Raw genomic sequence first — 24,507 nt, forward strand, 5'->3', positions numbered from 1 at the left:
TATGTTCAAAGTGAAGACAGAATGATGACTATTAACGACCCGATGATTTCCGAGCAAGGGATGAGTGAAGAAGAGCTGGTAGCGCGCATTGCGTGGTTCTATTACCACGACGGTATGACGCAGAGCGACATCAGCAACAGACTGGGGCTGACGCGGCTTAAGGTGTCGCGACTGCTGGAGAAGGGACATCAGTCCGGGATTATTCGTGTACAGATTAATTCTCGCTTTGAAGGCTGTCTGGAATATGAAACCGAATTACGTCGTCGCTTTGATCTGAACAATGTGCGGGTTATCCCGGGACTTCCCGGCGCGGATGCCTGCGTTCGTCTGGGGATCGGCGCCGCGCATATGCTGATGGAGTCACTCCAGCCGCAGCAGATTCTGGCGGCGGGATTCGGCGAGGCGACCATGAATACCTTAAAACGGTTGAGCGGATTTATCTCGGCTCAGCAAATTCGTTTAGTGACCCTGTCTGGCGGCGTGGGGCCCTACATGACCGGGATTGGACAACTCAACGCGGCCTGTCCGGTCAGTATTATTCCGGCACCGCTGCGCGCCTCTTCTGCGGAGATTGCCCGGACGTTAAAAAATGAAAACAGCGTCCAGGATGTCCTGCTGGCCGCCCAGGCTGCCGATGCGGCCATTGTCGGTATCGGCGCAATAAACCAGAAAGATGAGGCCACCATTATTCGCTCAGGCTATATCACAAAGGGTGAACAACTGATGATTGGCCGTAAAGGGGCAGTGGGCGACATTCTGGGCTACTTCTTCGATGGCGAAGGACAGGTGATCCCGGATATGAAGATCCACGATGAACTGATTGGGTTAACCCTCAATACCCTGAAGACGATCCCGACGGTGATCGGCGTCGCCGGGGGGGTGAATAAAGCGGAAGCGATCGCTGCGGCGATGAAAGGGGGTTATATCAACGCATTGGTCACTGACCAGGAAACTGCCGCGGCCATTGTCAGCGGGCAGTAATGCGTACCTGCCGCGCAGGCGCACGGCAGGAGAGTAACAGAATTCCATTTGTACCGTGGAGAAAGCATTGACGACCTGACAGATATAATAAGCCGAGGACTAAAACGATGGCCCGACTCTGTACCCTCTCTGAATCAGCACATTACCTGATGGCACTGGACGCCGGAACCGGAAGCGTCCGCGCTGTGATTTTCGACCTGGAAGGCAAACAAATCGCGGTGGGACAAGCGGAATGGCGACACCTTGCTGTACCGGATGTTCCCGGCTCAATGGAGTTTGATCTGGGGAAAAACTGGCAACTGACCTGTGAATGCATTCGTCAGGCATTGCATAACGCCGGGATTGCGCCGGAAGCGATTGCCGCCGTCTCCGCCTGTTCGATGCGCGAAGGCATTGTGGTTTATGACGCCGAGGGAACGCCTGTCTGGGCCTGTGCAAACGTGGATGCCAGAGCGGCACGGGAAGTCAGCGAGCTTAAGGAGATCCACGACTACACCTTCGAAAGCGAGGTTTATCGTAGCACGGGTCAGACGCTGGCATTGAGCGCCATCCCGCGTCTGCTCTGGCTGGCGCACCATCGTTCGGATATCTATCGTCGCGCCTCGACGGTCACGATGATCAGCGACTGGATGGCCTATATGCTCAGCGGCGAGCTGGCGGTAGATCCATCTAATGCCGGAACAACGGGCCTGTTGGATCTCAAAACGCGCGACTGGAAACCCTCATTACTGCAGATGGCTGGGTTGCGGTCAGATATTCTCTCTCCGGTAAAAGAGACCGGAACGCTGCTGGGAAGGGTAACGGCGCAGGCAGCTTCCCAGTGTGGATTGAAAGCAGGCACGCCGGTGGTCGTCGGCGGCGGTGATGTGCAGTTGGGCTGCCTCGGCCTTGGGGTTGTTCGTCCGGCGCAAACCGCCGTACTGGGCGGCACATTCTGGCAGCAGGTAGTGAATTTACCCGCGCCGATTGTTGATCCTGAGATGAACGTCCGTGTTAATCCGCACGTCATTCCGGGGATGGTCCAGACCGAATCGATCAGCTTTTTTACCGGTCTGACAATGCGCTGGTTCCGTGATGCCTTCTGCGCCGAAGAAAAGCTGATCGCTGAGCGCCTGGGCGTTGACACCTACACCCTGCTGGAGGAGATGGCTTCCCGGGTACCGGCAGGGGCATGGGGCGTGATGCCGATTTTCTCCGACCGGATGCGTTTCAAAAGCTGGTATCACGCCGCCCCTTCATTTATCAACCTGTCCATCGATCCAGAAAAATGTAATAAGGCCACGCTGTTTCGCGCGCTGGAAGAGAATGCGGCCATTGTGTCGACCTGCAATTTACAGCAAATCGCCGATTTTACCGGGATCCAGCCCACGTCGCTGGTGTTTGCCGGTGGGGGCTCGAAGGGCAAACTCTGGAGCCAGATTCTGGCGGACGTGTCAGGGCTGACGGTCAACGTTCCGGTCGTCAAAGAGGCAACGGCGCTGGGCTGCGCGATTGCCGCCGGCGTCGGGGCAGGGATCTGGCCATCCATGGCCGAAACCGGCGAGCGACTGGTGCGCTGGGAGCGGGAGCATGTCCCGGACAAGGAGAAACATGAGCTTTACCGGGAGTCGCGAGAAAAATGGCAGGCGGTATATCAGGAACAGTTAGGTCTGGTCGATCACGGGTTGACGACCTCTTTGTGGAAAGCGCCGGGTTTATAACAGGAGATCGTAATGATTAAATCGAATGAAGCGCAGCATGAATACCGTTTTGGCGACAGTGGCCCGAAGTATCTCATTCGCGGTCCGGTCTGTGATATGGGCGTCGTCATGCTCCAGCCCGGTCAGTCTTTTCCCAACCATCGTCACATCGAAGCCTGTGAAATTTTTTATACCCTGGCAGGCGAGGTGACGCTGTACCTGAATGGTGAACCCTACACGTTAGGCTCGGGAGATGTGCTGCACTGCGATCCCGGTGAAGCCCATTTTCTGGTGAACAACGGAGAGGTGCCATGGAAAGGCGTCTTTGTGAAATCTCCCCATATTCCGGGTGACAGCCACCCGGTTGAGCCAGCCGGGTATTAGATTTTGGCGTTTTCACCATCAGCAGCGAGGGTATCGCTGCTGACGCTATTGATTGTTTTTGTGATCGGTTACTTTTACCGATACATCCATATTATTCTGAATTAGGATACATTGGCTGGTATCCATACTCCCGGATTGCTTTTTAACAAAGGCATTTAACCTTGTATTGATATATTCATTCATTTGTTTATAGGTTTGTTCTGAACAAATAAATGCTATGTTATTATTTTGAATGATGGGATATGCTTGTATCCAGACATCATCCTGAGCACCTGGTTTAATATTCCAGTTCTGATCTAACCATCCTGATGGAAAGTTTTTTGTATTAACTTTGTACCAGGACATCGTATCGCTACGGAGACCGGTGAAAGCGAGAGTGTAGTTATTTAATTTAGTCAGCAGTCCGGGCGTTATTGTTCCAATAAAATACATAGCCATAAGGATGGTTATAGCTATTATTTGAATTGGGTTATTTTTCTTTGTCTTTTTTTTATTGATTAAAATGTCATTGCAGGCAATTAATGGTATATATATCACGATGAGGTATGAGAGCAGTATGACTATTTTATAAAATCTGGCGACACCAGATAAAGCTGCGTTGTTATATATTGCCGACATTATTATTAAAGTTGAGATATTAATAAATAATCCCTTGAGAAAAGCAATGAAGCTAGCTTTACATCTTTGTTGTAGCTGCTCCCAGCTGAAATAACAGAGATAAAAGGCAATGATGAATATTAAAAAACCTGTAGCATAAGATGTGTCTGTGGTTCCAATAATGGATAAAATAATACTGATTATAACTGACTGTCCGATTATACTCCTTGAATTGCCACTGGAGTCGAACATCGATAGCCATGAAAAAATAAATGTTGGCATTAAAAGCAATAACATCGATAAAATAATAATCAAAGTCATCGATGCAAAAATAGCAAGAAGTGTAGCGGGACTTGCCAGGAATGAAGTGAGGAGGTTCAGTTTATCAATGCGGGAAAGGTATATCCATATATTAATAAACCCAATTGCAGCAGAGAGTAAACTGAGTTGAGGAAGGTTTGAAAATAACAAAGTCAATACTTTCTTAAGCGGTTTATAAACGCTTTTTTTCTGTTTGTTTATTCGTGCTTTATATTTGAAGTTTTCCATTTTTATTTTGCATGCCTGAATTGGTTTAATGGATGGTGTTTATTATATTGACTCAAGTAATGGTAGTCTTACGAAATTATATTGTGGTGGAAAAGTATTATATGTTAATGCAACCGTACCTGTACCTGAATTTTTATCATTAATTAGATAAAATAATGGTAAGCCTGATCTTCATCATCTCCTGAACACCTCTTTCCTGTGCCACTCCACAAATTTATCCTGTGGGTAGTAAGCTTTTACCTGCGGCAGAGAGATGCTTTTCCCCTGAAAATCCCAAAACAACCTGCCGACGATCCCGCTACCGTTGACCGCTTCTGAAACCTGTACTCGCATACTCTCATCTAAGCCAATGGATCCCTTGTCAAAAGCTTTATGATGGATTGCGCAAAGGGCCAGACCATTGGGAATTTCGCAGGGGCCACCGTGTTGCTTCCATTTGATATGGGCCGCCTCCAGCGCGACAGAAGTATTGTCGTGCCGCATGTTGAAGCCGCAAATGGCGCATTCATAGTTGTAGGCTCGCAGTACCTGTTGGCGGAACAGAGGATCGCGCTGCTTACGAAGCAACTGGAGTTCAAACCCCAGTTCATCGGCGAGTTCTTCCTGAATGCTTTCGGTGAAATGGGCTTCGAGGATTTGTCTGGCGAGAGAATTAATCAGGCTCTTATTTTTTATCAATTGGTCATAACGTTGCTTATCAAAGCCTCCAGCAACGTTATGCTCAACCAGCTCACCTACGGGAGGTTGTCGACTGCTACCGAATGTAGAACAGCGCTCCGCGTTTTTCAGTTGCCAGAATCCGTCTCCCTGTAAGCGCCAGAAGGGCATGTCCGGTCGGTACTGGGCGCGTTGTGGTCCAAATCGCTCCAGCAAACTATGGAGGTTATCGCGAATTTCCGAAGCATAATCAAACAGACGTTGGTGACCTTGCTGATAACCCGCCAATACGTATAACAGTAGTAATGGCTTATGTGGCGCACGCTGCTCGCCTTTGCGCCAGATCGTCATGTTGGCAATTGCCTGTTGTAGCGTTTGACTGGAATCCATTGATTTCATTACTCGGTAAATAATTGCGATGATGCTCGCAAAATACCGCCCGATCAAGCGATGAAGGAGGGATACACTGGCGGAGTCACGGAGTCTCATCAATAAGGCAAGCAAAGCCCGCCGGATTACATGGATCTCATCAAATGAATAAATTACCCGATCGCTTATAGTGTGATCAACATGGCTGGGTAACTGAGTGGAATGAGTATGCCGCTGATTCTGGACATTATTCTGGTCTCCAGGGTCATTGAACCATTGTCGAGAAATATAAAGGTCAACTACCGGTAACTGGCGTGATGATGTGTGGGTAAGCATGTGGCCTTACCCGCACCTCGCTATCCGGGTCTTCAACTCACCATCGTTGTCACCTGTCCTGGAAAACTGATTTGAATCACCCCGCCCCAGATGCAGATGAGCGTTGACTGTGCATTCAGCGCCGGAGCGTTGCCGACCATGATTGTTGGCGAACCGGGTGCCCACGGCGCAACGGTCGCGGGAATACACGGCATGGGCGTGAGCACGCCCAGCGCGGCGGCGGTGGCCGCCGCCACCGTAGGGTTAGCCAGGCTGCTACACATACCAAAGGGCAGAATATTAACGAACGGCTTGTTATCCATAATATTTGCCATCGGCAGGTTATTCACCAGCGTACGGTTGACGGGCAGGACGTTTAACGTCGAAGGTGCAATGCCAAACGAGCACTGCATCATGGCCCCGATACAAACGGCAGGGCAACTCATGGCAGTACCCCCAGTTGCCGCCAGAGTCGGCGGGCAGATTCATCACCGCTAATTAATTCCTGAAGTAATTCAGGCAGAGGCGTGTGTCCCCAGACCCAGGCGCGCTCGAGCAGATAAGGTACAGGGCTGTGGGGCTCTGTACGTTGCAGATAGCTGGCAACCTGGCGAAGCATCTGATAGGCCTCCTCGCGATTGGCGAAGGTGGCGGAGGACGATATTGTCGTCTGTTTATTGACGGCTGGCGTCAGCGTATTTTCAGGTGGTGCGCTACCCAGCGCCTGCTGGCAGGTTTTTATTTTTTGTTCCAGTACGTGAAAAGAGGGCGCGGACGCTTCTGGCCAGTGCTGGCAGACCGCATTCAGGCGCTGCAACCATTGCAGACTGGCCGCCAGCGCCTCGGCAACAGGGCGGCTGGTCTCGCTGAACGGTGGGCTGGGATGATGACCTTGCTCCCATTGGCTGAGCGTAATGCTTTCATCGTTAAGCTCAAACAGCGGCGCATCGGCTATCAGGACGGCATAATGCTGCGCCATCCAACTGAGCGGCGCGGCGCGATAATCATAATCCCCGTCTCTGATCTGCGGATGCAGATCTTCCGGATAGTATTCCTGCGCCAGCGTCAGCAGCCCCAGCGCCTGCGGAAGGGCCGACAGTCCGTGCAGACGGATCCAGGCATCACCAAGCCAGGACATCACCACCAGATCTTTACTGCGGCTGGTGGTCAGGTGGCTGGCCAGTCTGGCGACCTCCTCCCAGTCGGCGCGCCGTGGTACGCTCTGCCAGACGCCAGTAGGCAAGGATTCATCGTCCTCCTGACGCGCGCTGACCAATCGGTCGAACTCGGGCGAATAGCGGATGGACTCCCCACAGGGGCTGTCCGGACTAATGGAAATGAGTAATGCGTCTATCTGTTCCATTGATGTTCTCCCGAAAATCCCTGTTCAGTCAGGATGACCCAGGGCAGCGGTGCATTGTTTTGCGCATTCAGTAACGCAAACTGGATATTGACGGTCGCACGAGAGCGCTGTTGTCCATCGCTCACGGGCAGGGAAAAACGAAGCGGCACAGGCTGCGCCAGCGCGCCGCCGACGCGCTGCAGGTCTGTCATGCGCAGCAACGCCCATGCACCTTGCCAGCGCCAGCGCGCCGTATCACCCGCCACGCTCAGGCCGACAACGGCGCTATCAGGCACGGGACGCCACGCGGAATTTGCCGCCCAGCGCAGGCTGAACATCAGCTCATCGCCGCTGCGCCAGTGCAGATCGGCGTCGGTGCCTCCGGGCCAGGTCAGAGTTTGCTGATTACCGCTTAACTGCCAGTCGACGATCTGATCCGCGCCGGCTTCCTGATTGCGTCCCGTCCGCCAGTTCACCCGCACCACCACGCCATCTGGTGAGACCAGCGCGGAAAGCAACGGTTGGGCGGCGGCTAACTGGCGAATCAGCGCGGGTTGGTCTGTGAGCGTTTCCGGCGGCAGCTCTGCCAGTAACGATACCAGTTCGCGAACCCGATCCACATCCGCATCTGGCGCATGGGGCCGCGCCGTGAATGGGAAATGTCCGGCAAGCCAGCGGTTATAGAGCGTGAAAATTTTCTGCACCGCACCGATGCTGCCCTGCTGACGTAGCTGCTGACAGTTTTGCGCCGAGGCGCTGAGCAACGCGTTAAGCGAGGCGCTGTAAAAATCCTGTTGACCTGTTGCACGAAACGATGCCAGTTCGCTCTGACAATTTTGGGCGGTTAACGTCGGTAACGTTGCAGCGAGAGTTTGCAGTTGTGCTGGCGCGCTGGTGGGATCCTGCTGTTGCAGGCGGATTAACGTTTCCAGCGAACTGACCCAGCGGGCGATCTGCTGATTTTGCGTGGTGGTCAGCCATGGTCGCTGCGCGCTGAGCCATTCTATCGGTTGCTGGTAGCGTGTGAGCGTCGCAGAAATCTGCGCCGTCTGGGCGGCGGCCCAGCCCATCACCTCTAGTCCACTCGTCTGTGCCTGTTCCGGTGTTGCCGTGTTGACCAGCGGCGGGTGGATGTCGGGCAGGCGTGCGCTACCTTCATCGTTCACTCGCGCAATGATCTGTGCGGCCACCTGCTGACGCAGCGTACTGGCGAGGGCCGGGCGATTGATCTGCATTAGCGCCGCGATGACGCGATCGGCATTTTCAGTGTCGATCTCTCGCGCCGTTGCGGTGCCAGGAACGCCGCGGTAAAGCGCCTGACGAATGGCGCGTTCGACGGCATTCTGCGCCAGTTCACTGAGCCGGGGTCGCCAGAGGCTGTCGGGAAGCCGTTCGCTATACCGCTGATAACCAGTAAACAGCGTTGCGGCTTGCTGAATCTGCTGATCGCCAGGATAACCGGGGTTCTCCGGTAGCAATTGCCCCGCGCCCTGCTGCCAGAACGGTTGATTCAGCAGATCGCGTAAACTTTTTTGCAGCGCCAGAATATCGGGAGAGACATGAAATTCGCCCTGTGAGGATTGCGCGGTCAGCGTGGAAAAATGCAGTAGAGAGCGGTCAATCTGGGCCATCAACTGTTGACGTAATTGTTCCTCATCGTTGAGGAGTTCGTGAATAGCCGTCCGGTCGAGCAGGCGCAGCGCCTGCGCCTGGGTAAGCAATGTGTCCAGGGCAAGCCGCACAGGGGAGTGCACCGCGTCCTGACTGAGACTATTGAGCGTGGTCAGGGCGTTTTGCAGTCGACTTATCTGCCGCATTAGCAGACGCACGAAATCCGCGTTAATCTCCCCGTCGTTGGTGAAAGTAAGCAGCAGGTCGTCGAGCTGTCCGGCATAGATCTCCGGACTGGCGTTACCGTAGACTTGCTCCAGCCAGCGCCGGGTTTCGCGGATAAACTGTTCGCTGTTGCGTTGGGTCAGTTCGCTGGCATCGGCCAGGTTCATCTGGCTCAAGGGGAGTGTGGCGAGCATCTCATTAAGCTCAGCCGTGGCGGGCAGGGCAGCCACTTCCACATTAACTCCCCAGACGGTTGAAGAGACCTCGGCCAGTGTCTGCACCGTGGGGCGTTTGACCTGCGTCAGTTGCAGCAGCGGCAGATAGCGGGTCTCCATTTGCTTCGTCTGTTCGAGTAAAAACAGGATCCGCCGGTAACGCTCTTCCGCCAGCAGATCGTCCCGTTCGCGCAGGCCGTCGCCGCGCTTCGCGCTCTGATGTTGCAAGCAGATGCCGTTGATTGCCGGCGCCAGCAGGCTGCGTAGGGTGGCGTGATGAAAGGTGGCGCTCAGTTTGCTGTCAGTCCGGCTGAACAGCGAGCCCGGCCAGATGAACGAGCGAAAATGCCACTGCGGGACGTCATTCACCATCCGCCAGTACCGTGCGGCAGAACGTTCCCCGGGGGTATCGCCGGGAGCAATTTGCGTCGCGAGGCTTTGCAACTCGTTATGCAGCAACAGGGCGTTGGTATGCTGAGACGGCCAGCGCCAGATCATCACTACCAGCCAGACGACGCACAGTGCGCTGTAGCCGGCGAGAAGCGTAAAATGGCGGCGCAGATTAAGCCGCAGCAGGCGACGTACCGGCAGCGCCAGCCCTCGTTCGGCGAGGATTTTGTCTCGCAAAAGAGGCTGGCAGAACGCCATCTGCGGTTTTTCGTTCGCCACATGGTAAGCGACAAACCAGATCCCACGCAGGAGCGGCGGCTCATCGCGGGCATTGCTGCTCAGCAGCCCATCGAATCCGGCGTGTAGCGCCGCCGCCAGCGACGGAAAAAACTCCGGCAGGCGAAACAGCGATACTGACGTATTGCCACTGAGCGCGCCGAGTTCAGTCACCGTCTGGCGTAGTGAGAAGCGGGTGTTCTCCAGCGCATCGTCAATCCACTGCGGTTTCCAGACGGCTTCCCGTGGACAAGAAATCGCGCTTCCGATGGCGTATCCCTGGGCCTGGGGCGGGAGTTGACGCAGTAGCGTTCGCATACCATCCTGCGCTTCCATACCGCTTATTAGCAGATAAATGGGCAGGCTGAGGCCGCAAACCTGCTGGATCTGCTGGCAGCGTTCTGACAGATAAGCGTATGCGTCCCCCTGTAAATCCGCGAGCGGCAGGGTCAGAATCAGCGCATCCAGCGGGCGCTGAGGGCGACTTTTCACCAGCGCCGCCACCATCTTTTGCCAGTCGTTCTGCCGGATAAGCCGTTTTTTCTCCGTGGTTTGCAATGAATGCGGTACGCAGAGCAGGCTGCATTGTGCATCAAACCACCACTGTCCGAACCAGGATTCTGTACCGTCGATTAGTGACCAACTACGGCACAGCAGACGGTTGTCCTCCTCGTTACCCAGCATCAGGATCCGGGTGCTGTCGTAAGGATCCTGTCCACCGTTGGCGCGCAGGATCTCCTTTTGCGCACGGATAAAAGCGTCGTTGCGATATTGCCATTGCCACCAGACGTACCAGAGCGTGATTGCCAGCAGCACCAGTACCACGATTGTCAGCGACAGCCACGGTTGCGTCATGGCGTCTCCTCCGGACAGAGTTGGATCGCGGAAAAGCCCGGTAGCGTATTCACGCCAATGGCGTCTTCGAGGCCCAGCCACAGGTGTTGGCTTAGTAGTAACAGCGCCAGCAGCACGATCAGCGCAACCAGATGCAGACGGGAGAGATCGGGCAGACGGCGGCGGGGAGGCAGTTGCAGTGGCGCTCCCAACGAGTTGGCATTCAGGCGTTCGACAATGTCATCGGCCCGGGGATCCTGCTGAAACGCAAAATGCCACAGTAACCGGCAGGTCTCCTGATGCGTCGTTTCATTGAAATCGTCGCGGTGGATACCAAAACCCAGCGTCAGACAGCGTAAGTAAAGCGCGGCTAAATCGCGCTGGCCCGCAAGGCGTTCGCTGAGCAGGGCCTGAATGCGTTGCGCAAGGACATCCCCCGCGCGATGCGTTTGCCAAAGGTGGTATTCCAGCGGACAAGCCTGCCACTGAAGGTGCGCCGGCCACGGCGTGTAGAGCACGGTTTCATCGATCAGGGCGACCAGCGCATACACGGCGGCATCGATCTGTGCCTGAAACGGGCTACCCAGTTCCCGGTTGAGGCGTTGCGCGTAGTCCGAAACGATCTGATTACTGCAGGAGAATGCCTGTTGATACAACATTTCCGGTGCCTGCGTGCTGGTTTTCCAGTGTTCAAATTGCGTCAGCCAGCAGGTAAAAACCGTATCAAACAGACGGCTGGCGGGCATGTCAGTCGCCATCGGCATGGTATTGCGCCTCCTGCCGATAGAGCATGATCTTCTCAGGACTGACGCTGGCTTTATGCAGTGGGGCGATGATCAGCGGGGCGTCGTGCTCAAACCATTGCGTGGTGAGCGTGAGGGTAAACAGCGCGATGGTGCTGTCGGTCTCCCACTCCGTCCGCTGTTGTGTCGCAAGCGGCGCGACGGACATGCCGTGCATGCGCTGGCGGCGTAAAATCGGCTGAAACGGCTGGCAGGAAATCAGCGACGACTGTAGCCAGTCGGCCGCCGACAGCGGGCTGCCGTCAGGCATAAGGATACCGATCACTACCTGTTCGCCCGCCTGTATCTCACCAGGCAGCCTCAGGGAGAAGTCGTCTTCCCCGGCAGTAAAATTCAGCCGTAGTCGACGGCGATGAATATGTACCAGTTGCGTGCGCAATAGCGTAAACAGCGTGGTAAAACCTGGCTGCATATTTTCGTAGTCAAAACCGGGAAGCCAGGGCAGGGGTTTATCCTGAGTCAGGACAGCGGTCTGACCGCAGAACAAACACAGTGCGCGAAACAGATCCGCCGGATGGGACTTTCCGCTGTTAACCAGACATTCCAGTAGCGGCAGCACGCCCTGAATACTTTGCAGGCAAAGCGTTAGCCAGAGCCAGTTGTGTGTATGGTCGTTTTGCCTGGCGAGTTGCGCTTCACGGCTGAGAAACAGGATTTTCTCTCTGGCCAACAGACAAAGCTCACGAGTCTGTTGGCAGAGCGTGCTGCCCTCGTCCACCTGAGGTGATGGGGGAAACCAGTCGTTGCGGCGAAATCCCCCTTCGGTGTAGACCACCTGAATCAGCGGCAGGCAGAGGAGATCGGCGCGTTCATGCTGGCTGACCAGGCGCGGTGCGGGCTGCCAACTGGCAATAGATTCGGGAAACTCTCCGCTGGTTAAATCGGGCAGCGGTGCGCTGGTGATGGAACGAAAACGGGTGGTAAACGGCTGCCACTGACCGCCGCGGTTTGCCGACGGTAGCGCCAGCCAGAGGGTGTGTTCGCTGTCGGCCGTTGCCGGGAGCAGACGAGTACAGTCAAATTCCAGCGGTGGATCGCGTTGGATATCGTAGTCAATGGGTAAGCCATCGGGCATGATCGCTCTCAGGCGTAAGAGTCGCAGAGTACCGGCGCAAAGCGCGGCATCGTCAATCTCCAGATGGTTCACGCCCCAGAACCACGGGTTAGCATGACCTGCAAGCGCGGCGGCGAGTGTGTCATGACGCAGCGACTGCAACTGGAAATGCTGTGGCAGCATCGCCATGCCCTCATACCAGCAGACCATTGCCGGGATTGTCGTCATATTACTTTCCTTGTTCAGGTACCAGTACCGCCTCGTCCGCCATCAGTTGCAGATGCAGGGCAGTAGTATTGTCCAGTCGCAGGCGGTGCTCCCCTTCGCTGCGATAGCGGGCGAACAACAGCGTCGCTTCCGCCGGGGTACCGCTTAGTGGATTGTCATCAGCGCTAAAGCGGGAGCCGGGAACCAGTTCCAGCGACCAGACGTGCAAACCGCCAGGGTAATCGCGCTGTAGTTGCGCTCTGGCGTTAAACCACTGCGTTGCTGAAAGCGTCTGTACTACCGGCACAAGCGAGGCATCGGCAATGGCGACAATATCCACGGCGACTGGGGTGTTATCATTCGCTTGTGCGACGGTGTCGATGACCACCGTCTTTAATTCCACCTGATTTGACCAAAATGAACAGCTATTATTAAGCAATGCTAAACAAGTAATAAATATTATTTGTATCAAATGATATCTGCCGTTCGTCATATAAATTCCTTTTATATCGCCGTAAAGAAAGTAATTAATGGTGAGTTTTGTTTAGTTGATTTAAATCATTATTCGGTGTTAATCATTAAATAAACAGGTGAAAACAGAGTGTGCCCGCAGGGTGAATATAACGGATGGAACATTCACCTTATCATCTACTTTTTTGTATGATATTGATTGATAAGATTTTTAACATTTTTGCGTGACGTTGATCAACCAAGGGTATTCTTGTCCAGAAAACAAAAACTGGTTGATATTTATTTTTCGTTGTGTTTTTTATAATAGCGATTGATTTTCTGAAATAACGCTTTCAAATAAAGATGCAGGCAGGATTGCATCAGGGATTCTTATTGCAAAAAGGACAAGTTATGGCAGAGAGTATTCAGCATAAACTCAGTCGTATTAGACCTCCACGGGTACAAATTACTTATGACGTTGAAACGGGTGGAGCAATAGAAAAAAAGGAATTGCCGTTTGTTGTCGGTATTTTGGCCGATTTATCCGGTCAGCCCGCCTCTCCACCTGAAAAGCTACGCGATCGGCGGTTTGTCGATATCGATCGTGATAATTTTGATGATGTGCTCGGGTCGATAGCACCTCGTCTGGCGCTCCAGGTGGAAAATCGACTGGCGAATGATGACAGTAAATTCAACATCGAGCTTCATTTCAAAACTATCGAAGATTTCTCCCCGCTCAACATTATCGATCAAGTGAAACCCCTTCAGCGTCTGTTCCTTGCCCGCCAGCGCCTGCGCGATCTGCTGACCAAACTGGATGGCAACGACGATCTGGATGCTCTGCTCCAGCAGGTGGTCAACGATAACGCTGAACTTCAGGCGTTGCGGCCAACAATGGAAGACAAACCAGCTGAAAACGCGTAACCGAAAAGGAACGAATAATGGAAACGGTGAAGGAACAGGCTGAAACGAGCGGAAAAACGGTCACGTTGAGCGTATTGGATCGCATCATTCAGGAAGGACGCATGGCACGCGATGAACTACAGCAGACCTACGCGCGCGACATGCTGGAAGAACTGGCGACGCAGATCCTTGATGAAGGCATGACGGTAGAAAGCGACACTGTCGCCATGATTAACCATCGTATCGCGCAAATTGACGCGCTCATTAGCGCTCAGCTTAACGAAGTGCTGCACCATCCGGATATGCAGCGTCTGGAGGCCTCCTGGCGTGGGCTTCACCAGTTCGTGATGAATACCGAGACCAGTTCACGACTCAAGCTGCGTTTGCTTAACGTCTCGCGTAAAGAGCTGCAAAACGATCTCGAAAAAGCAGTGGAGTTCGATCAAAGCACGTTGTTCAAAAAATTGTACGAAGATGAATACGGTACTTACGGCGGTAACCCGTATAGCGTACTGGTCGGCGATTATGAATTTGGTCGCCATCCGCAGGACGTGGCGTTGTTGGAGAAAATGTCGCAGGTTGCGGCAGCGGCCCATGCTCCCTTTATTGCGGCAGCCAGCCCACGTCTGTTTGATATGGGATCGTTTGCTGAGCTGGGCGTGCCGCGCAGCCTTGCGAAGATTTTCGAAAGTGCTGAGCTTATCAAATGGCGGGCATTCCGTGAGAGCGATGAGTCCCGCTATGTGACGTTAGTTTTACCTCACGTATTGCAGCGTTTGCCTTATGGCCCGGATACCGTGCCCGTGGAAGGAGTCAACTTTATTGAGGACGTCAACGGTCTGGATGCCAGTAAGTATCTGTGGGGTAACGCGGCGTGGAAGCTGGCAAACCGGATCACCGATGCCTTCGCACTATACGGCTGGTGCGCGGCGATTCGCGGCGCAGAAGGCGGCGGGTTGGTGGAAGATCTCCCGGCGCATACCTTCAGCACCCCATCCGGTGACATCAGTTTGCGTTGTCCGACGGAGATTGCCATTACCGATCGCCGCGAAAAAGAGCTGAACGATCTGGGCTTTGTTGCTCTGTGCCACAAGAAGAACAGCAACACGGGCGCTTTTTTTGGTGGCCAAACCACTAATCAGGCACGGATCTACAACACGCCGGAAGCAAACGCCAACGCGCGCATTTCCGCGATGCTGCCATACATTCTTGCCGCTTCCCGCTTTGCCCATTACCTCAAGGTCATTATGCGCGACAAAGTCGGCAGTTTTATGAGCCGCGACGAAATTGAAAGCTATCTCAATAACTGGATTGCCGACTACGTTCTGCTGCGCGATAGCGCGCCGCAGGAGATCAAAGCCCGTTACCCGCTGCGCGAAGCGCGGGTTGACGTCAGTGAAGTCCCCGGCAAGCCGGGTGTTTATCGTGCCGTCGTTTTTCTGCGCCCGCATTTCCAACTGGAAGAATTGACCACCTCAATTCGTCTGGTTGCTGAGCTGCCGCCACCGGCAGCTGCCTGATTAATAAGGAGATAAATCATGGATGCTATTTTTTTAAAACTGGACGATATCAAGGGTGAAAGTCAGGTTGATGGCTTTAAAGATCAGATTGAGATCATGTCCTACAGCCACAACGTCGCCATGCAGGTGACCAACGATGTCAGCAACACCGAACGTACCTCCGGGCGTGCACACGTGGGAGAGATGTCGCTGACCAAGTTTGTCGATCTCGCCACCCCGGTACTCAACGAATACTGCTGTAGCGGTAAAATGATCAAAGAAGCAAAGCTGACGCTGTGCCGCAATGATGACGGCAAAATGCTGCCCTTTATCGTCTATACCCTGACCAATGTCGTCATTTCTCACCTGAGCGTAAGCGGCGGGTCCGGCGGAAAACCGGTCGAAACGATGTCGTTGAATTTCACCAAAATCAAATGGGAAATCACCGCGCAGAAATCAGAGGGGACTCAGCAGGGAACCAGTTCTTCGGTCTGGGATATGACGATGAATAAGAAAGGGAGCTAATGATGAGCTCCTCCATACCGGTTGCGCTACTCGACAGGCTGGCAGATGAGACTTGCTCACCACGAGAGTCGGTCTATCGGGAATTGCGCAGGTTGTTCAATACCCGTGCGCCGAAGGATGCTGAATCACTCCCCGCGCTGCTCGCCTGGGGCGTTCCTGAATGGCATGGCATCAATGCCGATGATAATCGGGTGCTCGACTGGTTTTGTCGCCAGCTCAGACGCACGATTTTGCATCTTGAACCCCGCCTTAAAACGTTGACGGTCAGTGTCAAAGAGGCGCATCACGCCACGCTGGCGCTCCATCTGGAAGCGCAACTGTGGGATGACGATGCGCAGTTGACGCTGGATCTGGCGTATCAAAATGGTCGTTGGTGGTAAAGCCAACAGGAGAGAACGATGGACGACAGGTTGCTGGAGGATTATTTGCAGGAACTCCGGTGGTTGCGTGCCGCCAGCGGTGAATTTTCCCGCCAGCATCCGAAGATCGCTGCCCGCCTGCGTATAAGCGAATTTGACTGTCCCGATCCGCACGTTGAACGGTTACTGGAAGGGTTCGCCCTACAAAGCGCACGCCTGAACCAGCGGCTGGATGAAGGGTTTAGCGAACTGAGTGAATCGCTTCTGGAACTGCTCACCCCGCATCTTCTGCGCCCCTATCCCTCATTTGCTACCGCCCGTGTTACGCCCAATCCGCTGGCGGGCGATCTGACGCAGGGCTACACGCTGCCCGCCGGTACGCCGCTGTACGCGCTGACGGCAGAGGGCGAAACGGTCTGGTGGCGTACCGCATTGCAGCATACGCTGTGGCCGATCGCGATCGATGACCTCACCTGGCTCGACGCGAGCGCGGCTCGTCATGCGTGTGGGTTAAGCCAGGCGCGGGGCGCATTGTCGCTTCGGCTTCGTTGTTTACCGCCCTGGCAGTTTTCCATGCTGACGATGCGCACGCTGCGCATTTATCTGGGGGGAGCTCCGCAGATTAGCGCCATGCTTTTCGACCTGCTGTATGCCCACGCGCTTGGCCCACAGTCACCGATACCGGTAGGGCTCGAAAATGCGGAGCACCTGTTGGCGAGCGAGTCGGGCGCCGAGTCGAGTGGGCTGGCGTTGAGCGCCTGGATGCACTGCCCGCAGGCGCTGATGTATTTCGATTTGCCGATCCCGCAGGGGCAGGACGGCGATACCCTGACGCTCTGTATTCCTTTCCGCCGCGCCCCGGACACGGCGCTGCACCTGACACGGGACGATGTGCGTCTCGACTGCGTACCGGTGGTGAATCTGTTTACGCGAACCTCGGAACCGCTGCCCGTCGGGCACACGCACAGCGAATACCGGCTGGTCGCCGATCTCTACGACAAAGAGATGCAAATCTACCGCATTGTTCAACTGTGGATGAGCCGACGCGATGAAGCCTGGCCGGTGCCGCCCTATTACGGCGCGCAACAGCATGCTGATGCTCGATGGTTCTGGCATGCGCGGCGACATTATCGGCAGGAGAACGATCTCTGGCTGACGCTGGTGGACAGCCGTTTTGATCCTTTTGCCGCCGATGAAGAGTCCACGCTGACGGCAACGCTTCTGTGTACCAACGGTGAGTGCGCGTCGTTGCTGGCGGCAGGAACCCCGCTGGCCTTTGAGTTTCCGGGGCCGATAGCGCAGGCGTGTTTGCTGGGCACGCCGACGAATCCGGGGCAGTCTGTAAGGCAGCGGAACGCACGCTGGAAGTTGGTTTCCTCGTTGGCGCTCAATCATATGTCGCTGACTGAAGGCGACGAGGCGCTGACGTCACTGAAAGAGATGCTCTCTCTTTATGCCTCTTCGGGAGAATCGGCGGCGGTCTGGCAGCAGATCGACGGCATCCGCGCGATGCACTGCGAGCGGGTCAGCGAACATTCTGGTCGCGATGTGTGGCGTGGCTGGCGTAATGGCATTCGGGTTACGCTGACGCTGGATCCTCAGGCATTTACCGCCAGCAGCCGCCTGCTTTTTGCGGCGATAATCGCCCGTTTTCTGGCGCGTAACGCCACGGCAAACTGCTTTGTGCATACCGTATTGCAAGATGACTGCGAGGAGATCCCGCTATGGCGCGATACCGCACCCACCCTGCCGATAGTGTGATAGCGCAACTTCGGCGCGAACCCTGGCGATTTTCGCTGGAGCAATGCGTCCGACTGCTCGAACTGAGCGGCGTGTCGCCTGAACTGCGCGGTGAGCTGGGGCTGACCTTTGCCCCTGCGGAAATTGGCCGTTTGCAGGAGGCGCGGGTAGAGGTACGTAGCCTCGGCCTGGGCGGTGCGGATGGCGTTTTACCCTACGACGGGTTGGAAGCACTGCCGCAGGCGGCGCAGGATTTCCTTAACCTGTTTGCGCAGCGGATGATTGAACACGACTGCCGGAGCCGGAGTGTGTATCGACTGGCGACGCCTTATGCCCCGCGAGAGCAGGCGGCCGGAGGGGAACTCATGCAGGCGCTGTGCGGTTTTCTGACGACCGCGCGCCCGACAAACATTCCGCTGTCGCTGGTTCAGAGCGGGTTACTGGTAACCCGGCGGCGATCTGTCGCCGGGTTTGTCGCACTGGTGGCGGCGGTAATGCGCATTTCCGTGTCGGTTGAGGAGTTTGTCGGGCGCTGGCAACCGCTTTCCGCCGACCAGCAGGGCCGAATGGGGGGGCGGCTGGGGCGTAACAGTATGGCGGGGCGCCACGCCTGGCATCAGCAGGCGTGCCTGCGGGTGCATTTGTATACCGACAGCGCTGCGCAGTGGCGCGCATTTTTACCCGACGCGGAAGGATTTTCTACGCTGCGTCTGACAGGTCAACTCTGGTTTGGCGCGGGGATTTCGCTTGAGCTGGTAATGCGCGGTACGCCGACGCTCGACACCTGTCTTTCACGCACCCGCCCTCCGCGTCTGGGGCAGACCGCGCAATTACAGAGTCGCAAGCCGCAGCCGTTTTGCTGTCGTCTGCCTCTCAGGAAGGAAGAAAAATGGATTTAAAAGCGTTGGTCGAACGACTCAACTCACACTGCTTTCGCGCGCTGGAACAAGCGGCGGAGCGCAGCCGGGCGCAGGGCCACTGGTTTGTTGAACCGGAACATTTGCTGCTGGCCCTGCTGGATGAGGACCAGGGCGATCTGGCCTGTTGCCTCGGGGAGGCGGCGGTCCCCGCGGATCGGCTGCGTGAAGAGATTCTGCGCACCCAGGCGCAGTTTAAAACCGGCTGTACGCGCATGCCGGTCTTTTCCGTCCAGCTAGTGGAACTGCTGGAAGGGGCGATTCTGCTGGCGACCTTCCAGCGTCTTGCGCAGGTGCGTTCGGCGTTACTGCTGCTGGCATTGCTGACCCGCGAACGGCTACGTAGCCAACTGGCACAGGGGATGCCGTTGTTGCTCGGCATCCAGTCTATAACGCTGGAAAACCAATGGCGGAACTGGTGCCGACTATCCGTAGAGGAACAAAGTGGGTCGCCGCCTGACGATCGCCCTGACCATGAAAGCGGCGTACTGGATCAATACACCCACGACCTGACCCGCGATGCGCGCGAGGGGCGGATCGACCCGATCATCGGGCGCGACGCAGAGATCCGCCAGTGTATCGACATCCTGTTGCGCCGCCGCCAGAACAACCCGATTCTGGTGGGCGCGCCGGGCGTGGGCAAAACCGCCGTTGCCGAAGGGCTTGCGCGACGCATCGCTGAAGGCAGCGTGCCGCCGCCGCTGCGTGATGTCGCTCTGCTGGCGCTGGATCTCGGACTATTGCAGGCTGGTGCAGGCGTGAAGGGAGAATTTGAACAGCGGCTAAAAGGGGTGATCGATGCGGTAAAAAAATCCCCGCAGCCGATCGTTTTGTTTATCGACGAAGCCCACACGCTGATAGGCGCGGGCGGCGCGGAGGGCGGCAGCGACGCTGCCAACCTGCTGAAACCGGCGCTGGCACGTGGTGAACTGCGTACCATCGCCGCCACCACCTGGCAGGAGTACAAAAAATACTTCGAGAAAGATCCGGCGCTGGATCGGCGTTTTCAGCGTATCCAGATCGAAGAGCCGGACGAGAACAGCGCGGTGGTGATGCTGCGGGCGGTGGCCGATAAGCTGGAAGCGCACCATGGCGTGCAGATCCTTGATAGTGCGATCCGCGAGGCGGTACGTCTGTCGCAGCGCTACATCTCCGGACGCCAGCTGCCGGACAAAGCCATCAGCGTGCTCGACACCGCCTGCGCGCGCGTGGCGCTGGCGCAGCATGATCAGCCGCCACAGCTTGAGGAGATCCGTCAGCAGCAGGCGGCCATCGAAGAAGAGAGCGAACGTCTCAACCGCGAGCTGTTGGTGGGCGTTGATCATCACGACCGGCTGTGCGAGCTGGAGGCGCAGGCGGAGAAATTGGGTTTTCAGGCTCGGGAAGTGGAAGGGCGCTGGCAGGATGAGCGCCAGCGGGTCGGCGAGCTGCTCGCCGCTCGTCAGCGGATGCTGAATCTGAGCGAACGGCCCGATGAAGATGACGAAGAACTGGAGCAGCAACTGGTGGAATGCGCGGCGCTGATTGGCAGGCTGGAAACCACGGCGGCACAGCTACGGGAGGAGATCGCGCTGGTGCCGGACTGCGTGGACCCTGCGACCGTCGCGGCGGTGATCGGCGGCTGGACCGGCATTCCGCTCGGGCAAATGCTGACCGACGAAGCCCACGCCCTGCGCACGCTGGTCGAACGCATGAGTGAGCGGGTAATGGGACAACAGGCAGCGCTGGAAACCATCGCCCAACGCCTGCGCGCCTATCGCAGCGGCCTGACCGACCCGCAGAAACCGGTCGGCGTGTTCCTGCTGGTGGGCCCAACCGGTGTCGGCAAAACCGAAACCGCGTATGCGCTGGCCGACGCCCTGTACGGCGGCGAACGTAACCTGATCACCATTAATCTTTCCGAGTATCAGGAAGCGCACACCGTCAGCCAGCTTAAAGGCGCGCCGCCGGGCTACGTTGGCTACGGCAGCGGCGGGGCGTTAACCGAAGCCGTGCGCCGTCGTCCCTATTCGGTGGTGCTGCTTGACGAAATTGAAAAGGCGCACCCGGACGTGCTGGAGGTGTTCTATAACGTTTTCGATAAAGGCGTAATGGAAGACGGCACCGGGCTAATTGTTGATTTTAAAAACACGGTAATGCTGGCAACCAGCAACGTTGGCGCGGAGCTTATTCTCGACACGCCAGCTTCTGAATTAAACAGCGAGCGGTTTAATGCGGCATTGCGCGAGGAGTTATTAACCCATTTCCGCCCGGCGTTTTTAGCAAGGATGACCACGGTGGCCTATCGCGCTTTAGATGAAGAAATATTAAAAGGGATTGTGCTGGCGAAATTGGAGAAATTAGCGCAGCGGTATTTAGTGGCAACGGGGGAGCGGTTGAATATGGATGATGATTTAGTGAAAAGGGTAATGGAGAAGTGTAAAGGCGTCGGGGCCAGAGATGTTGAGAATCTGGTGGTTGGGGAAGTGATGGGGAGTGAATTTTTATCATTATTACGAAATATGGATAAATAATATGAAACTTCTAGTTGATGAGCAAGGACGGTTTAGTTGGGCAGCAACGAGATCAGCAGTAACTACAAGTTTGAAATTTTCTGATGGGACGAATGATTTTGGTGCTGGCTCGGAATTTTACAGCACTTGTGCGGGTTGCGGAAGAAAATTACCCATGTGCTGTATGCATTTAGACCATATACTTCCATTTGTATCATATGGACATAAATTTATTTCTGAATGTGTATTGTCTTTTTATTCTTTAAACGTTTCACATAATAAAATAAATTCAATGACTGGAGTCGTTCATGGCGGTATTGGTTATATACAAGAAAAAACAATTTCGCAATCTACCTTTGGGCGGGAAACGAGTTCAATTAAACAGTTAAATACAATAAGTTCAGAGAACGCCTGGTATAATGATTTGGAAAACCTACAGTTTATGTGCATGTCATGTAATACAAGAAAGCAAGACTCTCCGTTTTCTACGGTATTCCCAGGAAGATTCACCATACCTATTAGTAATAAATTATGACTTTATATTAAAAACATTTATCTTTTTATTATATGAAAAAGGCACTAAAAAGGAATTTCCCATGCCCGACACTACCATCCTCAAACTCACCGCGAAGCTAACTGGCCTAACCGCCTCAACCTTGCAAACCGATTCTCAACTTAACGGCCTGACCATCGCCACGGTTACCGTAACCACCTCTGCACCGTTAACGCTTGATACCGCGCTGGCGACCCATCTTACCGCCACGATCAACAACGTCGATTATGACGGGCTGATTGCGGAGATTCACCAACTACCCGCGACGCGCAACGCCGAACGCTACCAATTTATCCTACGCCCATGGCTCTGGTGGCTAACGCTTTCCAGTAACAACCGCGTGTTTCAGAACCTCAGCGCACAGGAGATCGTCGAGAAGGTGTTTAAAGATGCCGGATTTACCGACTATCGGTTCAAACTCAAAACCAAACCGGCGAAGCGTGAATACTGCCTGCAATACAACGAAAGCGATTTTAATTTTGTCTCGCGGCTGCTGGAGCAGGAGGGGATTTTCTGGTTCTTTACCCATGTAGCAGGCAAGCACACGCTGGTGCTGGCGGATGACAACAGCGCATTCCCGCCCATCCCCGGCGAGAAAAAGGTGAAGTATCAGGCGGCGCAGAGCGGTGAGCGGGAAACCGGGGCAATTCGATCGGCGGCGCTGCGTTTGCAGGCTACCGCCCAGGGCTTTCAGAGCAGCGATTATAACTACGAGCAGCCGAAGGCTGCGCTGTTTGCCCAGGCCGGTGAGAAGAACGGTGGGGTGCATTATCAGCATCCGGGGCGGTTTAGCGTTAAAGCTGACGGTGACGCGCTGGCGGCGTGGAAGGTTAATGCCCTGAAGGCGCAGGCGAAACAGCTGGTCGGTGAAAGCGACTGCGCGGCGCTGGCCGCCGGGCACTGGTTCACCTTAATCGATCACGATGACAACGCGCTTAACATCGACTGGCTGATCGTCGCCGTCAGCCACGAGTACGACGGCGAGCGCTATCGCAACCGCTTCACCGCCATTCCCAAATCCACGCCGTATCGCCCACAATCGATGACGCCAACACCGTTTATGCATACCCAGACGGCGGCAGTGGTGGGTAAAAGCGGAGAAGAAATCTGGACCGACAAGCTTGGGCGGGTAAAAGTGCAGTTTCCGTGGGACAGAGAAGGTAAAAGCGACGAAACCAGCTCCTGCTGGCTGCGGGTCGCCACCGCCTGGAGCGGCAACAGCTTTGGCGCGCAGTTTATTCCGCGCATCGGTCAGGAAGTCGTGGTGAGCTTTATCAATGGCGATCCGGATAAGCCATTAATTACTGGCTGTGTCTACAACGGTAATAACGCCCTGCCGTACCCGCTGCCGGCAAATCAAACCCAGTCCGGCATTAAAACCCACAGCGAAAAGGGTTTTAACGAACTGCGCTTCGACGACAAAAAAGACGCCGAACTGCTGGCAATGCAGGCGCAGAAAGACTTCCAGCTCCTCGTACTCAACGACAGTAACACCACCATTAGCCACGATGAGATCCACAACGTCAAAAACGACCGTACGCGCACCGTTGAAGAAGGCAATGAAACCGTCACGCTGAAGAAGGGTAACCGGGCGGTCAACATTGAAAAGGGTAGCGATACGCTGACGGTCAAAGATAAGCGCAGCGTAACGGTGAAAGGCGATCAGGAACACGCGGTGGACGGCAATGAGACGCACAAAGTGAAGGGCAACTACACGCTGAACGTCGACGGCAACCTGACGATTAATGTCAGCGGTACGCTCATGCTGGAAAGTGGTAAAACGTTGACGGTGAAGAGCGGAACGGATCTGAAAGCCAGTGCGGCCACGAGCCTGAATCTTGACGCTACCAGTATCGCCAGCGATGCGAAGGGTTCGCTCACCCAGAAAGCGGCAACGATAAGCCAGGAGGCGAAAGCCACGCTGACCAGCAAGGCCAGCGCAGCGCAGATTCTGGAGGGAGGCGGGATGCTGACGCTCAAGGGCGGGATGGTGAAGATTAACTAATGAGTGAGCTTCTGGAATATCAGCAGGACGCCACCCGGCTACAGGCTGCCCTGACGGACGGTCAGCTCTGCGGCGAGATGCAGATTGAGGAACATGGGCGTCGGCTGATGGCGATGCACTATCAGCAGGGCGTTCTGCACGGCGTCACCGAAAGCTGGCATCCTAACGGCCAACTGGCGATGCATCAGGAATATCATCATGGCAGGTTGCAGGGCGTGGCGCGCTACTTCAGCGAAGAGGGCGTGTTGATCCGTGAAGAGCACTGGCGGGCAGGGCAGTTGCACGGCGAGTGCCGCTGCTTTTATCCGTCCGGGCAGGTGCAGATTCGCGAACAGTGGCAGGACGGCCTGCGTCATCAACAGAGTGAACAGTACTATCCTGATGGAACCTGCGCCATGCGCCAACCCTATGTCCACGGTCGCCCGGTTCGCCCACCCGAACGCTGGTTACCGGATGGTCGAGCCATCAACGCTGAGGGGCAGCCCCAGTCCCGGTTCAGTAAATGGACGGAACATCTGTAAGCGCGATCGCGGCAGGTCATTGAAAGGTATGAAACTGCACGTACAGACTACGACT

21 protein-coding genes are annotated in these 24,507 nt (G+C 55.3%); 13 read left to right on the top strand and 8 right to left on the bottom strand.

From position 1 onward, the window contains the following. The first annotated feature begins 24 nt into the window (after positions 1 to 24). From lsrR to KE671_RS02040, 3 genes are all read left to right on the top strand, one after another. A complete protein-coding gene (gene lsrR / locus KE671_RS02030; protein ID WP_125369853.1) occupies positions 25 to 981 on the top strand; it encodes a transcriptional regulator LsrR in 957 nt (318 codons plus the stop codon). 107 nt (positions 982 to 1,088) lie between these two features. After that, positions 1,089 to 2,681 (top strand): autoinducer-2 kinase, encoded by a 1,593-nt coding sequence (gene lsrK / locus KE671_RS02035; protein WP_206161489.1) that lies wholly within the window; start codon positions 1,089 to 1,091, stop codon positions 2,679 to 2,681. Between the two features lie 12 nt (positions 2,682 to 2,693). Further along, complete coding sequence (locus KE671_RS02040; RefSeq protein WP_195505007.1) at positions 2,694 to 3,044, top strand: cupin domain-containing protein; 351 nt, start codon at positions 2,694 to 2,696, stop codon at positions 3,042 to 3,044. A gap of 45 nt (positions 3,045 to 3,089) precedes the next feature. Here KE671_RS02040 and KE671_RS02045 read toward each other — a convergent pair whose 3' ends face one another. The 8 genes from KE671_RS02045 to KE671_RS02080 form a co-directional block, all read right to left on the bottom strand. After that, positions 3,090 to 4,190, bottom strand: a complete 1,101-nt coding sequence (locus tag KE671_RS02045) for a hypothetical protein (protein ID WP_206161490.1) — start codon at positions 4,188 to 4,190, stop codon at positions 3,090 to 3,092. A gap of 174 nt (positions 4,191 to 4,364) precedes the next feature. Next, positions 4,365 to 5,237 (bottom strand): phosphorothioated DNA-binding restriction endonuclease, encoded by an 873-nt coding sequence (locus KE671_RS02050; RefSeq protein ID WP_206161895.1) that lies wholly within the window; start codon positions 5,235 to 5,237, stop codon positions 4,365 to 4,367. Positions 5,238 to 5,584: 347 nt separating this feature from the next. Beyond that, on the bottom strand, positions 5,585 to 5,977 hold the full coding sequence (locus tag KE671_RS02055; RefSeq protein ID WP_206161491.1) for a DUF4280 domain-containing protein: 393 nt from the start codon (positions 5,975 to 5,977) through the stop codon (positions 5,585 to 5,587). Continuing rightward, positions 5,974 to 6,894 (bottom strand): ImpA family type VI secretion system protein, encoded by a 921-nt coding sequence (locus tag KE671_RS02060; protein ID WP_206161492.1) that lies wholly within the window; start codon positions 6,892 to 6,894, stop codon positions 5,974 to 5,976. The genes KE671_RS02055 and KE671_RS02060 overlap by 4 nt, the downstream gene beginning before the upstream one ends. Beyond that, positions 6,882 to 10,445 (bottom strand): type VI secretion system protein, encoded by a 3,564-nt coding sequence (locus tag KE671_RS02065; protein WP_206161493.1) that lies wholly within the window; start codon positions 10,443 to 10,445, stop codon positions 6,882 to 6,884. The genes KE671_RS02060 and KE671_RS02065 overlap by 13 nt, the downstream gene beginning before the upstream one ends. Beyond that, the gene (locus KE671_RS02070; protein WP_206161494.1) at positions 10,442 to 11,188 is read right to left on the bottom strand and encodes a DotU family type IV/VI secretion system protein; all 747 of its coding nucleotides are present in this window, start codon (positions 11,186 to 11,188) and stop codon (positions 10,442 to 10,444) included. Before KE671_RS02070 ends, KE671_RS02065 begins: the two co-directional genes overlap by 4 nt. Beyond that, positions 11,172 to 12,509 (bottom strand): type VI secretion system baseplate subunit TssK, encoded by a 1,338-nt coding sequence (tssK, locus tag KE671_RS02075; protein WP_206161495.1) that lies wholly within the window; start codon positions 12,507 to 12,509, stop codon positions 11,172 to 11,174. The genes KE671_RS02070 and tssK overlap by 17 nt, the downstream gene beginning before the upstream one ends. A 1-nt stretch (position 12,510) precedes the next feature. Beyond that, positions 12,511 to 12,891 (bottom strand): T6SS protein Cts2N, encoded by a 381-nt coding sequence (locus tag KE671_RS02080; RefSeq protein WP_283093061.1) that lies wholly within the window; start codon positions 12,889 to 12,891, stop codon positions 12,511 to 12,513. 458 nt (positions 12,892 to 13,349) lie between these two features. On the opposite strand from KE671_RS02080, the gene tssB reads away from it, so the two are divergent. The 10 genes from tssB (at position 13,350) to KE671_RS02130 (ending at position 24,452) form a co-directional block, all read left to right on the top strand. Beyond that, positions 13,350 to 13,862, top strand: a complete 513-nt coding sequence (tssB, locus tag KE671_RS02085) for a type VI secretion system contractile sheath small subunit (RefSeq protein WP_206161497.1) — start codon at positions 13,350 to 13,352, stop codon at positions 13,860 to 13,862. A gap of 17 nt (positions 13,863 to 13,879) precedes the next feature. Further along, positions 13,880 to 15,361 carry a type VI secretion system contractile sheath large subunit gene (gene tssC, locus KE671_RS02090; protein ID WP_206161498.1) on the top strand — a complete coding sequence of 494 codons (1,482 nt, stop codon included), beginning with the start codon at positions 13,880 to 13,882 and terminating at the stop codon, positions 15,359 to 15,361. Positions 15,362 to 15,379: 18 nt separating this feature from the next. Continuing rightward, entirely contained in the window at positions 15,380 to 15,865 is a 486-nt protein-coding gene (locus KE671_RS02095; RefSeq protein ID WP_206161499.1) for an Hcp family type VI secretion system effector, read from the top strand. Beyond that, complete coding sequence (gene tssE, locus KE671_RS02100; RefSeq protein ID WP_206161500.1) at positions 15,865 to 16,245, top strand: type VI secretion system baseplate subunit TssE; 381 nt, start codon at positions 15,865 to 15,867, stop codon at positions 16,243 to 16,245. Before KE671_RS02095 ends, tssE begins: the two co-directional genes overlap by 1 nt. Positions 16,246 to 16,263: 18 nt before the next feature. Continuing rightward, positions 16,264 to 17,985 carry a type VI secretion system baseplate subunit TssF gene (gene tssF, locus KE671_RS02105; protein ID WP_206161501.1) on the top strand — a complete coding sequence of 574 codons (1,722 nt, stop codon included), beginning with the start codon at positions 16,264 to 16,266 and terminating at the stop codon, positions 17,983 to 17,985. Then, the gene (locus KE671_RS02110) at positions 17,949 to 18,863 is read left to right on the top strand and encodes a type VI secretion system baseplate subunit TssG (protein ID WP_206161502.1); all 915 of its coding nucleotides are present in this window, start codon (positions 17,949 to 17,951) and stop codon (positions 18,861 to 18,863) included. Before tssF ends, KE671_RS02110 begins: the two co-directional genes overlap by 37 nt. Beyond that, positions 18,854 to 21,394 carry a type VI secretion system ATPase TssH gene (tssH, locus tag KE671_RS02115; protein ID WP_206161503.1) on the top strand — a complete coding sequence of 847 codons (2,541 nt, stop codon included), beginning with the start codon at positions 18,854 to 18,856 and terminating at the stop codon, positions 21,392 to 21,394. The genes KE671_RS02110 and tssH overlap by 10 nt, the downstream gene beginning before the upstream one ends. A gap of 1 nt (position 21,395) precedes the next feature. After that, entirely contained in the window at positions 21,396 to 21,908 is a 513-nt protein-coding gene (locus KE671_RS02120) for a hypothetical protein (protein WP_206161504.1), read from the top strand. A gap of 61 nt (positions 21,909 to 21,969) precedes the next feature. After that, positions 21,970 to 23,931, top strand: coding sequence for a type VI secretion system Vgr family protein (locus KE671_RS02125; protein ID WP_206161505.1), 1,962 nt, complete (start codon positions 21,970 to 21,972; stop codon positions 23,929 to 23,931). Beyond that, on the top strand, positions 23,931 to 24,452 hold the full coding sequence (locus KE671_RS02130) for a toxin-antitoxin system YwqK family antitoxin (RefSeq protein ID WP_206161506.1): 522 nt from the start codon (positions 23,931 to 23,933) through the stop codon (positions 24,450 to 24,452). Before KE671_RS02125 ends, KE671_RS02130 begins: the two co-directional genes overlap by 1 nt. The last annotated feature ends 55 nt before the right edge of the window (positions 24,453 to 24,507 follow it).

It is taken from the genome of Citrobacter amalonaticus (assembly GCF_018252635.1).
Taxonomy (GTDB): domain Bacteria; phylum Pseudomonadota; class Gammaproteobacteria; order Enterobacterales; family Enterobacteriaceae; genus Citrobacter_A; species Citrobacter_A amalonaticus_E.

Excerpts from the sequence above, each read along its gene's own strand:
- lsrR (WP_125369853.1), top strand. The coding sequence starts at position 25 with ATGACTATTAACGACCCGATGATTTCCGAGCAAGGGATGAGTGAAGAA.
- lsrK (WP_206161489.1), top strand. The coding sequence starts at position 1,089 with ATGGCCCGACTCTGTACCCTCTCTGAATCAGCACATTACCTGATGGCA.
- KE671_RS02040 (WP_195505007.1), top strand. The coding sequence starts at position 2,694 with ATGATTAAATCGAATGAAGCGCAGCATGAATACCGTTTTGGCGACAGT.
- KE671_RS02045 (WP_206161490.1), bottom strand. The coding sequence starts at position 4,190 with ATGGAAAACTTCAAATATAAAGCACGAATAAACAAACAGAAAAAAAGC.
- KE671_RS02050 (WP_206161895.1), bottom strand. The coding sequence starts at position 5,237 with ATGGATTCCAGTCAAACGCTACAACAGGCAATTGCCAACATGACGATC.
- KE671_RS02055 (WP_206161491.1), bottom strand. The coding sequence starts at position 5,977 with ATGAGTTGCCCTGCCGTTTGTATCGGGGCCATGATGCAGTGCTCGTTT.
- KE671_RS02060 (WP_206161492.1), bottom strand. The coding sequence starts at position 6,894 with ATGGAACAGATAGACGCATTACTCATTTCCATTAGTCCGGACAGCCCC.
- KE671_RS02065 (WP_206161493.1), bottom strand. The coding sequence starts at position 10,445 with ATGACGCAACCGTGGCTGTCGCTGACAATCGTGGTACTGGTGCTGCTG.
- KE671_RS02070 (WP_206161494.1), bottom strand. The coding sequence starts at position 11,188 with ATGCCGATGGCGACTGACATGCCCGCCAGCCGTCTGTTTGATACGGTT.
- tssK (WP_206161495.1), bottom strand. The coding sequence starts at position 12,509 with ATGACGACAATCCCGGCAATGGTCTGCTGGTATGAGGGCATGGCGATG.
- tssB (WP_206161497.1), top strand. The coding sequence starts at position 13,350 with ATGGCAGAGAGTATTCAGCATAAACTCAGTCGTATTAGACCTCCACGG.
- tssC (WP_206161498.1), top strand. The coding sequence starts at position 13,880 with ATGGAAACGGTGAAGGAACAGGCTGAAACGAGCGGAAAAACGGTCACG.
- KE671_RS02095 (WP_206161499.1), top strand. The coding sequence starts at position 15,380 with ATGGATGCTATTTTTTTAAAACTGGACGATATCAAGGGTGAAAGTCAG.
- tssE (WP_206161500.1), top strand. The coding sequence starts at position 15,865 with ATGATGAGCTCCTCCATACCGGTTGCGCTACTCGACAGGCTGGCAGAT.
- tssF (WP_206161501.1), top strand. The coding sequence starts at position 16,264 with ATGGACGACAGGTTGCTGGAGGATTATTTGCAGGAACTCCGGTGGTTG.
- KE671_RS02110 (WP_206161502.1), top strand. The coding sequence starts at position 17,949 with ATGGCGCGATACCGCACCCACCCTGCCGATAGTGTGATAGCGCAACTT.
- tssH (WP_206161503.1), top strand. The coding sequence starts at position 18,854 with ATGGATTTAAAAGCGTTGGTCGAACGACTCAACTCACACTGCTTTCGC.
- KE671_RS02120 (WP_206161504.1), top strand. The coding sequence starts at position 21,396 with ATGAAACTTCTAGTTGATGAGCAAGGACGGTTTAGTTGGGCAGCAACG.
- KE671_RS02125 (WP_206161505.1), top strand. The coding sequence starts at position 21,970 with ATGCCCGACACTACCATCCTCAAACTCACCGCGAAGCTAACTGGCCTA.
- KE671_RS02130 (WP_206161506.1), top strand. The coding sequence starts at position 23,931 with ATGAGTGAGCTTCTGGAATATCAGCAGGACGCCACCCGGCTACAGGCT.